At 51.8% G+C, this 5,310-nt stretch carries 6 protein-coding genes; 4 read left to right on the top strand and 2 right to left on the bottom strand.

Features of this window, described 5'->3' with window-relative positions:
• Nucleotides 1–200: 200 nt before the first annotated feature.
• On the bottom strand, nt 201–1,136 hold the full coding sequence (locus HMPREF2726_RS03300; RefSeq protein WP_070602154.1) for a dihydroorotate oxidase: 936 nt from the start codon (nt 1,134–1,136) through the stop codon (nt 201–203).
• Between the two features lie 337 nt (nt 1,137–1,473).
• On the opposite strand from HMPREF2726_RS03300, the gene crcB reads away from it, so the two are divergent.
• Nucleotides 1,474–1,836, top strand: a complete 363-nt coding sequence (gene crcB / locus HMPREF2726_RS03295; protein WP_003756927.1) for a fluoride efflux transporter CrcB — start codon at nt 1,474–1,476, stop codon at nt 1,834–1,836.
• 31 nt (nt 1,837–1,867) lie between these two features.
• Here crcB and HMPREF2726_RS03290 read toward each other — a convergent pair whose 3' ends face one another.
• Nucleotides 1,868–2,494 carry an NAD(P)H-hydrate epimerase gene (locus HMPREF2726_RS03290; RefSeq protein ID WP_210399674.1) on the bottom strand — a complete coding sequence of 209 codons (627 nt, stop codon included), beginning with the start codon at nt 2,492–2,494 and terminating at the stop codon, nt 1,868–1,870.
• A gap of 316 nt (nt 2,495–2,810) precedes the next feature.
• Here HMPREF2726_RS03290 and HMPREF2726_RS03285 point away from each other — a divergent pair, with 316 nt between their 5' ends.
• The 3 genes from HMPREF2726_RS03285 (at nt 2,811) to HMPREF2726_RS12775 (ending at nt 5,239) form a co-directional block, all read left to right on the top strand.
• On the top strand, nt 2,811–3,077 hold the full coding sequence (locus tag HMPREF2726_RS03285) for a FeoA family protein (protein WP_003742387.1): 267 nt from the start codon (nt 2,811–2,813) through the stop codon (nt 3,075–3,077).
• A gap of 171 nt (nt 3,078–3,248) precedes the next feature.
• Nucleotides 3,249–5,111 (top strand): ferrous iron transporter B, encoded by a 1,863-nt coding sequence (locus HMPREF2726_RS03280; protein ID WP_070602150.1) that lies wholly within the window; start codon nt 3,249–3,251, stop codon nt 5,109–5,111.
• Nucleotides 5,111–5,239 (top strand): FeoB-associated Cys-rich membrane protein, encoded by a 129-nt coding sequence (locus tag HMPREF2726_RS12775; RefSeq protein ID WP_003683546.1) that lies wholly within the window; start codon nt 5,111–5,113, stop codon nt 5,237–5,239. The genes HMPREF2726_RS03280 and HMPREF2726_RS12775 overlap by 1 nt, the downstream gene beginning before the upstream one ends.
• Nucleotides 5,240–5,310: the final 71 nt, after the last annotated feature.

The raw sequence follows: 5,310 nt of genomic DNA, 5'->3' as shown, positions 1-5,310 counted from the left end.
GCCTTGTCCTGATTTAAATTTAATCCACTATACACGCTATTTCGATGCCTGCCGTATGAGCAAAATGACAACAATCAAAACGTCCTCCCCCGATATCCGAATTTTCCAAAGAAACCTATCGGCAGCCGTTTTGTAATAAAAGGTCGTCTGAAACCGTATGATGGTTTTCAGACGACCTTTTCCCCTTCATCTGAGCAGACTTACCCCAGATATTTCAGTTTGCCTTTGAAATCTTCCAGCTTCTCATAGCCTTTTTTCGCCATGATGGCTTTCAAGCCAAGCGAAACACGTTCGAAAACTTCGATACCTTGCTGATGCAGCGCCGTACCGATTTGCACCATGCTCGCGCCGCACAAGATATGTTCGAACGCATCGCGCCCCGTATAAACACCGCCTGTGCCGATAATTTGGATGGACGGATTCAATCTTTGGTAGAACGCATGGACGTTGGCGAGCGCGGTCGGTTTGATGTATTCGCCGCCTATGCCGCCAAAGCCGTTTTTAGGTCGGATCACGACGGATTCGTCTTCGATATACATGCCGTTGCCGATGGAATTGGCGCAGTTGACGAATTTCAGCGGATGGCGGTTGAACACTTCCGCCGCTTGGTCGAAATGGACGATGTCGAAATATGGCGGCAGTTTGATTCCCAAAGGCTTGTCGAAATAGCCGAAGGCTTCGCCCAAAATCCGCTCAGTCGTTTCAAAGTCGTAGGCGATTTGCGGCTTGCCGGGGACGTTCGGGCAGGAAAGGTTGAGTTCGGTAATGCCTTTAAAACCGCTGTTTTGCACTTTTTTCAACAGCGTGTGTGTTTCATCGGGCGACATACCGACCAGCGAGAGGAAAAATGTCCGCTCCGGATGCGATTCTTGAAGGCTCAGCAAATAATCCAGATAGTAATCAATGCCTTGATTCGGCAAACCCATAGAATTGATACTGCCCAGCGGTACATCGCGGTAACGCGGCTCGGGATTGCCCGCACGCGCTTCCAGCGTCGCCGTTTTGGTGATGAAGCTGCCTGCGGCAGATTGCCTGACTTCTTCCAATTCTTCCACGGTCATACACGCCACACCAGCGGCGTTCATCAGACAGTTGTCAAAAGAAAAACCGGCGATTTGCGTTCTCAATGACGGCATATCCTGCTCCTTTCCCTTGAAAAATCAAATTGATTGCGAAGCGTAACACGAATAGGCGGCAAAATTTTTAACAAACATCAAATGACAGACAATGTAGGGAAATGTTGTTTTATAGTGGATTAAATTTAAACCAGTACGGCGTTGCCTCACCTTGTCCTGATTTAAATTTAATCCGCTATATATAATGGAGGAAAGGTGCAAAAAAGGTCGTCTGAAAGCATGGTTTCAACAAAGTGAAAACCTAAGATGCTTTTCAGACGACCCTTTGTTTGCCTGTTCAAAATACGGTTAAAATCCCCAACCCTACCCTTTTAATTTCTTGTCTCCGGATTTCAATATGTTTCAAAACGTCATGGCGATTGCTTTTGGCGCGGCTTTGGGCGCATTGTCCCGCTGGTTGCTCGTTCTCGCCTTTGCCGCACTCTCCGTCCCGTTTTCGGCTGGCACGCTTGCCGCCAACTGGATCGGCGCGTTCTTAATCGGCATCTGCGCCGAATGGCTGGATAATCCACAATGGAAGCTTTTGCTGATTACCGGTTTTCTCGGCAGCCTGACGACGTTTTCCAGCTTTTCATTGGAAATGGTCACCCTTATGCAGGCGCAACGCTGGGCGACGGCGTTTTCAGCGGTCTGCCTGCATGTTTTCGGCTCGTTCCTGCTGACGGCGTTGGGCATTTACTTGGCGCAAAGCTGGAAATAGCCGCGAACATCGCCATCTCAATAAAATATTTTCACTCTATCCCAATATCCAAACACACGGTCTCTCCGCAATATGCTTTGCCTGCGTCGATCATATGTGCGGGTTTGTAGGCGGCGAAGGCGTAGGTCAGGTCGGCGCGGAAGGTGTCTTGATCTGCTTCGCCTGTGTCGCAGTTCAGCCCGGTCGGAATGTCCAGCGCGATTTTGAAGCCGTCGGCTTGGTTCAGCAGGCGGCAGACGGCGGCGGCTGTTTCGGGCAATGCGCCGCTGAAGCCTGTTCCGAAAATGCCTTCGATAACGAGACCGTAACCTGTTTTCAGACGACCTTCCAGTTCGTCGGATCGGATAAAGCTGACGCCGTCTAAATGATTCAAACGCTCGCGATTCAACTGCGCCAGCGGCGACAGTTTATCTCCCAAGACGAAAACAACATCCGCCTGCCAATCCTTTTCGGACAACACGCGCGCGATGACCAAACCGTCGCCGCCGTTGTTGCCCTTGCCGCAAACGATTAACGCGCGTCCTGCTTCGGGGAAACGGCGCAGCAAATCCGCGGCGGCGGCTTGTCCCGCGTTTTCCATCAGTTGCTCGAAAGTCGTGCCTTTATCGACTGCCATTTGCTCGTGTTCGCGCATTTCTGCGGCGGTGTAGATTTTCATCATTCGCTCCTTTTCTCTTTACGCCTATCAAACATCCAAATGCAAACCTTATCAATAGCCCTTCCCGACTTTCACAACGAATCATTCGCTTTCTTTGATTTGTCGCAATATGTCGTCAGAAAATAAGGAACTTGGTCGCTTTGTATTTGATTTTTATGTTAACAAGATTTATTATCATAATAAAACAAAGTGATAAACAATCAAAACTACTTCTTTTGCGGGGACGGGCGTTGGGATATGCCTCTGGCTACCCTGTGTCTGATTCGTCTTTACTTGCCGTCTCTTTTTTCAATCGACAACGAAAGTAAAACACACTATGTCTGCCATACCTTTGTCAAAACTCAGTAAAGGCGCAGTCGCGCACATCGACTCCATCGTCCCCAATTCGACTTTCGGCGAACTCGACCCGCTGGTTACACGCCGCCTTGCCGACTTGGGCTTTTCAAGTGGAATGCCGTTGCAAGTGATTGCCGTCGGCGGATTCGGACGCGGTCCGTTTGCCGTACGTTTGGGCAACCAGTCGCAATTCTCGTTGCGGCAGGAAGAAGCAGGAAAGATTATGTGCCATGTGATTGACGGCTGACCGCTGTACACGCAGGCAGGCTTCTATTTTGAAAATGCGGCATAGGCGGATTTAATCTGACCGCCCCATCCTTTTCAGACGACCTAGGTCGTCTGAAAACACAATTTCAAAACCTTTTCCCCAAATCCCACTCCAAACTTATCAAACAATCAAAAAAGGAGAGTTCAATTCATGGAACTAAGCTATTTTGCCTTGATTGGTGCACCAAACTGCGGCAAAACCGTTTTGTTCAACGGTTTGACCGGCTCACATGCTAAGGTTGCCAATTATCCGGGCGTAACGGTCGATAAGCGCGAGGGTGCCTTCCTCGACGACGAGGCGGTCCGCATTATCGACCTGCCGGGCACATACAGCCTGCGCACGACCAGCCCCGACGAAGCAGTGGCAAAAGATGTAATGGTGGGCAAGATGGGCATTCCGCCCGATGCCATTATTGCCGTTGCCGACGCGACCAACCTGCGTATGACCCTGCGCATGATTTTGGAACTGAAAACGCTGGGACTGCCTATGGTGGTGTCGCTGAATTTGAGCGACGTCGCCCGCAGAAGGGGCTTGAATATCGACGCGGCCAAACTGAGCGAGTTGTTGGATGCACCTGTTTTGGAAACAGTTGCAGTGAGCGCGTCGGGCGTACAGGCGGTACGCGAAGCCGTGGCGAAGCTGCCGCGCAAACGCTCTTTCCCCGCCAACCCCGCTTCTGCCGAACGCACGCTCGAGGCGCTGGAGAGCGACAAACTTTATCAAGAAGTCGAATCGATTTTGGCACAAGTGGTACGCACCCAGATGACGCTGCCCGCATGGCACAAAAAACTCGACGACATCGTGCTGCACCCCGTCTGGGGCATAATTATGCTGCTGGTCATCCTGTTTATGGTGTTCCAAGCGGTTTACACATGGGCGGCGCCGATTATGGACGCCATCGAAGGCGGCTTTACCGCGCTGGGCGAATGGATAGGCGCCAACATGGAGCCGGGCATCCTCAGCGACTTGCTCGTCAACGGCGTCATTGCCGGTATGGGCAGCGTGTTGGTGTTCGTGCCGCAGATTACGATTTTGTTCGCCTTCATCCTGCTTTTGGAAGACTCAGGCTACCTGCCGCGCGCGGCGTTTTTGTTGGACAACCTCATGGCAAAAAGCGGTCTGTCGGGACGCTCGTTTATCCCGCTCCTGTCGAGTTTCGCCTGTGCCGTTCCCGCCGTGATGTCGGCGCGTACGATTAATGACCCGCGCGAACGCCTCGTTACTATCGCCGTCGCCCCGCTGCTGACCTGCTCCGCGCGGCTGCCCGTTTACGCGCTGATTATCGCCGCCGTCATTCCTAATCGCACCGTAGGCGGGATTTTCAACCTGCAAGGACTGACGCTGTTCATCCTCTATCTCGCAGGCATCCTGTCTGCCGCCTTGGCAGCGTATATCATGAAACGCTTGGCGCGTATGAAAGGCAACGTGCAGCAATTCCCGCTCTTAATGGAGCTGCCGACTTTCCGCACGCCCAACTTCAAACACATTATGACCAGCCTGTGGGACAGGGTAAAAGCCTTCCTCAAACGCGCCGGTACGATTATCTTCGCCCTTGCCGTAGTTTTGTGGGGCTTGGTAAGCTGGCCGCAACCGCCCGCAGGCGCAACAGGCGCAGCAATCGATTACAGCCTCGCGGGTATGCTCGGCCACGCTATCCAACCATTGTTCGCCCCGCTGGGCTTCACTTGGGAAATGTGTATCGCCATGATTCCGGGCATTGCCGCGCGTGAAGTCGTCGTTGCCGCACTGGGTACGGTCTATGCCGTCAGCGCGTCGTCTGAAGACGCCGTACAAAACGCGCTGATTCCGATCATACACAACAACTGGGGTTTGCCAACCGCCTTCGCCTTCCTGGCTTGGTATGTGTATGCCCCCATGTGCGCCGCGACATTGGCTGTGATTAAACGCGAAACCAAATCCACAAAAAATATGGTGATGATTACCGGCTATTTGTTCCTGATGGCTTACTTCGCCGCATTTGTAGTTTACCAAATTACTTCAAGGATAATGTGATGACTCAATATATTATCGTCGGCTTGATTATGCTCGCCTGCGTATTCTTCCTCTTGCGAAAATTCGTATTCAAACCGAAAAAACGCGATTGCAGCAGCGGCTGCGGCAAATGCGGCGGTTGCGGTTAAATATGGACAGCTAGAAAGAAAAAAGGTCGTCTGAAATGTGAACTGGCCCCCAAATCTTGGACACTCATAAA

This window comes from Neisseria sp. HMSC074B07 (genome assembly GCF_001810355.1).
In the GTDB taxonomy this organism is placed as follows: domain Bacteria; phylum Pseudomonadota; class Gammaproteobacteria; order Burkholderiales; family Neisseriaceae; genus Neisseria.
The sequence above is the reverse complement of the archived record's forward strand: the minus strand, read 5'-3'. Positions and strand labels throughout refer to the sequence as shown.

Bases quoted from the DNA above. Each gene is read 5' to 3' on its own strand.
- HMPREF2726_RS03290 (WP_210399674.1), bottom strand. From the start codon at position 2,494: ATGAAAATCTACACCGCCGCAGAAATGCGCGAACACGAGCAAATGGCA.
- crcB (WP_003756927.1), top strand. From the start codon at position 1,474: ATGTTTCAAAACGTCATGGCGATTGCTTTTGGCGCGGCTTTGGGCGCA.
- HMPREF2726_RS03300 (WP_070602154.1), bottom strand. From the start codon at position 1,136: ATGCCGTCATTGAGAACGCAAATCGCCGGTTTTTCTTTTGACAACTGT.
- HMPREF2726_RS12775 (WP_003683546.1), top strand. From the start codon at position 5,111: ATGACTCAATATATTATCGTCGGCTTGATTATGCTCGCCTGCGTATTC.
- HMPREF2726_RS03280 (WP_070602150.1), top strand. From the start codon at position 3,249: ATGGAACTAAGCTATTTTGCCTTGATTGGTGCACCAAACTGCGGCAAA.
- HMPREF2726_RS03285 (WP_003742387.1), top strand. From the start codon at position 2,811: ATGTCTGCCATACCTTTGTCAAAACTCAGTAAAGGCGCAGTCGCGCAC.